4 protein-coding genes and 1 tRNA gene are annotated in these 3,682 nt (G+C 67.0%); all 5 read right to left on the bottom strand.

The features are described from left to right. Nucleotides 1-231: glycerol-3-phosphate dehydrogenase (locus FJY88_12595; protein MBM3288173.1), on the bottom strand; the 231-nt coding region annotated here is incomplete at its 3' end. Next, complete coding sequence (plsY, locus tag FJY88_12590; protein MBM3288172.1) at nt 231-851, bottom strand: glycerol-3-phosphate 1-O-acyltransferase PlsY; 621 nt, start codon at nt 849-851, stop codon at nt 231-233. The genes FJY88_12595 and plsY, both read right to left, overlap by 1 nt. Continuing rightward, nucleotides 848-2,167: a ribosome biogenesis GTPase Der gene (der, locus tag FJY88_12585; GenBank protein MBM3288171.1), complete on the bottom strand. Its 1,320-nt coding sequence runs from the start codon at nt 2,165-2,167 to the stop codon at nt 848-850. The genes plsY and der overlap by 4 nt, the downstream gene beginning before the upstream one ends. A 79-nt stretch (nt 2,168-2,246) precedes the next feature. Then, nucleotides 2,247-3,512 (bottom strand): DUF512 domain-containing protein, encoded by a 1,266-nt coding sequence (locus FJY88_12580; protein ID MBM3288170.1) that lies wholly within the window; start codon nt 3,510-3,512, stop codon nt 2,247-2,249. Nucleotides 3,513-3,608: 96 nt separating this feature from the next. Beyond that, nucleotides 3,609-3,682: transfer RNA gene (locus tag FJY88_12575), tRNA-Gly, on the bottom strand.

Below are 3,682 nucleotides of genomic sequence, written 5' to 3'. Positions count from 1 at the left end.
CATGACCGCCAGGCCGCTCCCTTCCAGAGCCTCGCCCATGTCATACACTACATGAAGATTCGAAGGAAACTGGAATCCCGGCAGGAAGATAGAATTCTCGCCCGATCTCTCGAGTTCATCCGCGATTCCGGGCTCGTGTGCGCGCAGGACCACCCGAAGGCCTCGCCGGCACAGAACCAGGGCGAGGGCGGTCGCCCAAGCGCCCGTGCCGAAGATCGCAGCCTTGTCCATCACCGTCGCCCTTTCCCCCAGAGGGTCGGTTCCGTGCCGGCCAGCAGCCGGCCGATGTTCCTGTAGTGGCGGACCCAGACCAGCAGGGCCGTCGCCGCGGCAAGCGCTCCGCGGAGAGTCGTCCCCTCTCCTCCCCCGAGGGTGATAACGAGGGGGACGAGAGCGAGTCCCGCGACCAGGCTCCCGGCAGAGACGCGCCGCGTCAAGCCGAGGACTACGCCGAAGGCGGCCAGCGCGAGAAGGGATGCAGGCGGGGCAAGGACAAGCCAGACGCCGAGGCCGGCGGCGACCCCTTTGCCGCCGCGAAAGCGCGCGAAAGGAGTGAAGGCGTGGCCCAGAACCGCCAGTATGCCGCCCAAGGCAGCACCCGCCTCCGAGTGGCTCCAGGCCTGCGACCAGAGGACGGCCCCCGCTCCCTTCGCGACATCAAGGAGAAGGACGGCGATCCCGTGCGCGGGACCGAGCGTCCTGTAGATGTTGGTCGCGCCGAGGTTCCTGCTCCCGTGCTGGCGGATGTCGATCCCCCGCAGGATCCTCCCCCACCAGAGCCCCGAAGGGAGCGACCCGAGAAGAAAGGCGCCGATCGCCGCGACAATCCAGTCGAGAGGCGACGCGCTCATGTGCGCTTCCGGATCGTGAGCCGGATGGGACTGCCGGCGAAGCCGAAGGACTGGCGCAGCTCGCGCCCGAGGTAGCGGCCGTAGTCCTTGGGGAAGTGCTCGGGCCGGTTGACGAAGAGGGCGAACGTGGGCGGAGCCGTCCGGATCTGGGTGGCGTAATAGATGCGCACCGGACGCACTCCCGTCCGCGTCCGGGGAGGATTCTGCGCGACCGCGCGCTGCACGCAGTCGTTCAGCTCCGACGTGCCCACCTTCCTTCGCGCGGCCTCATAGGCTTCGAGGATCCGCTCGGGGACCCGGCTGACGCGCTGCACCGTCAGCGCCGAGATGAACTCGGCCGGGGCGTGCGCCTGGAAGGGGATGCCGGCCCGCGCCTGCTCGAGCATCCTGGCCGAGGTCTTGTCGTCCTTCTGGACCAGATCCCACTTGTTGAAGACCCAGACGCAGGCGCGGCCGGAGTCATCGATCAGACGGGCGATGTTCACATCTTGGCGGGTGATTGGCTCGGAGGCGTCGAGAACGAGAAGGGCGACGTCGGCTCCATCCAGGGTGCGAATGGCCCGCAGCGACGCATAGAACTCGTAATCAGGCTGCCCCCCCATCTTGCGCCGGATTCCCGCCGTGTCGATCAGGATCATCGGGCGCCCGTGGTATTTGAAGGGCGTATCGATCGCATCCCGGGTCGTGCCGGGGACGTCGTGGACGATCATCCGATCGTCCCCGATCAGCCGATTGACGAGGGAGGACTTGCCCACGTTCGGCCTGCCCAGGACCGTGATTCTGATCCCGGCCGGCCTCTCCGGTCCCGACTCCCGCTTCGGAATCTCCTCGATGATCCGGTCGAGAAGATCTCCCATGCCCCGGCCCTGCAAGGCGGAGATCGTCTGGGGCATTCCGGCCAGGCCGAGGGAGGCGAACTCGGCCGCGTCGGCCTCACGACGATCGGTGTCGACTTTGTTCGCGACCAGGAGGATCCGGTGCCCGCCCCGGATCAGCTCGCGCGCGATCGCCGCATCGTCCGGCTGCATGCCGTCCTTCGCGTCGACGAGAAAGAGAACCAGATCGCACTCCCCGAGGGCGCGGGTCACCTGCTCGAGGATCCGCTGCGCCATGGCCTCCCGCCCCTCGGGCACCCATCCCCCGGTGTCGACAAGGTGGAAGGAGACGCCGCTCCATTCGACAAGCGCGTAGTGGCGGTCGCGCGTGATGCCGGGCGTGTCGTCGACGACCGCGAGCGTCCTGCCGATGACGCGGTTGAAGAATGTCGACTTCCCCACGTTCGGGCGACCGACGATGGCCACGACGGGGAGGCTCATGCTTCAGCTCCCCCTGCCGGCTCGCCCTCGGCAGGCGCCGCCGCCATCATCGCGCCGGCCCGAGTCCCGATGGTCCAGCTCATCTCGTGGACAACCCCGTCTGGAAGGGTACACCGAATCTCTCGGCCAATGCCGCAATCGGCATATCGTCGAGGAACAGCCCATCATCGTTCAGAGTCGCTGGAGGGAGAAGGACCCTGTCGCCAAGCTCGCGCCCTTCAAGAGAGCGCGCGATGTCGCTGCCGGTCAGGAGGCCGGCCACAGTCACGCTCCTCCCGAAGAAGTGATTGGCGCAGGGAACGATGCGGATCTCGACCCGCTCGCTCGTTCGCTCGACGGCCGCCCGCACGGCAGGCTCCAGGATCGGGGCGAAGAGCTCGCCGGTGACGAGGGTGAATGCCCGCTCGCCCGAGCGGGCGGCGGTCGGGAAGAGGCGGCGCCGGCGGCGCAGTCGGTCGAGAAAGTCCCTCGTCATCCCGATCCCGTTCTCGAGTTGAGGAAAGCCATCGTAGCGCGCGGCCGGAGGCACCTCGCGGCCCAGGAGACGGTAGATCTCGTCGGCGAGGTAAACGAAGCCCGCGTCAAACCGGCTCCGGAAGCGCTCCTCATGCCGCTCGGCCTGTTCCAGGAGGCGGGAGGCGATCTCAGGGGTCACTCCACGGAGTTGCGGCAGGCCTTCCCTGTGGGCGGTCAGCCCGAGAGGGACGATTGCGAGGCTGCGAACCCCGGGCCAGCGGGCCGCGAGGTCGCCGATCGTGGCTTCGAGGTCGTCCCCATCGTTGTATCCGGGGCATAGAACGATCTGCGTATGGATCTCGATCCCGCTCTGCGTCAGATAGTCGATCAGGGCGAGGATGTCCCTCTCCGCCCTGGGACGCAAGAGCCTGCGGCGCGTCTCGGGGTTCGTCGAGTGAACGGAGACGTAGAGCGGGGTCAGGCGTTGCTCGACGATCCGCTCGATCTCCCACTTCTTCATGTTTGTCAGCGTGACGAAGTTCCCATGCAGAAAGGAGAGGCGGTAGTCCTCGTCCTTGAGATAGAGCGACGGACGCATCCCCTTCGGATTCTGGTCGACGAAGCAGAAGATGCAGTTGTTGCCGCAGAGGCGGATCTTCAATTCCTCGAGCTGAAGGCCGAGCGCTTGGCCCGGATCGAGGCGCACCTCCAGTGTCCGCGTTGCCGCTGGGGAGGAGGAGACCAGGATCTCGAGATCCCCGTCGGCCGCGTGGAAGTGATAGTCGAGGACATCCCGGATCGAGTTGCCGTTGATGGCGACGAGGGTCTCCCCCGCGCGCACCCCGATGCGCTGGGCGGGCGAGCCTTCATCGACCGACACGATCCGCATGCGAGCCGTCCCCGTGCGACCTGTCCCCCGATTCTCGCCCTCGCGCGAGCAATCAAGAGGCGCCGGAGAACCAACCTCGGCCTCCGGCGCCTGATCTGGAGCGGGCAACGGGAGTCGAACCCGCGACTTTCAGCTTGGGAAGCTGACACTCTACCACTGAGTTACGCCCG

It is taken from the genome of Candidatus Eisenbacteria bacterium, from assembly GCA_016867495.1.
Classification (GTDB): Bacteria; Eisenbacteria; RBG-16-71-46; order CAIMUX01; family VGJL01; genus VGJL01.
This window is presented reverse-complemented; position numbering and strand designations above follow the sequence as displayed.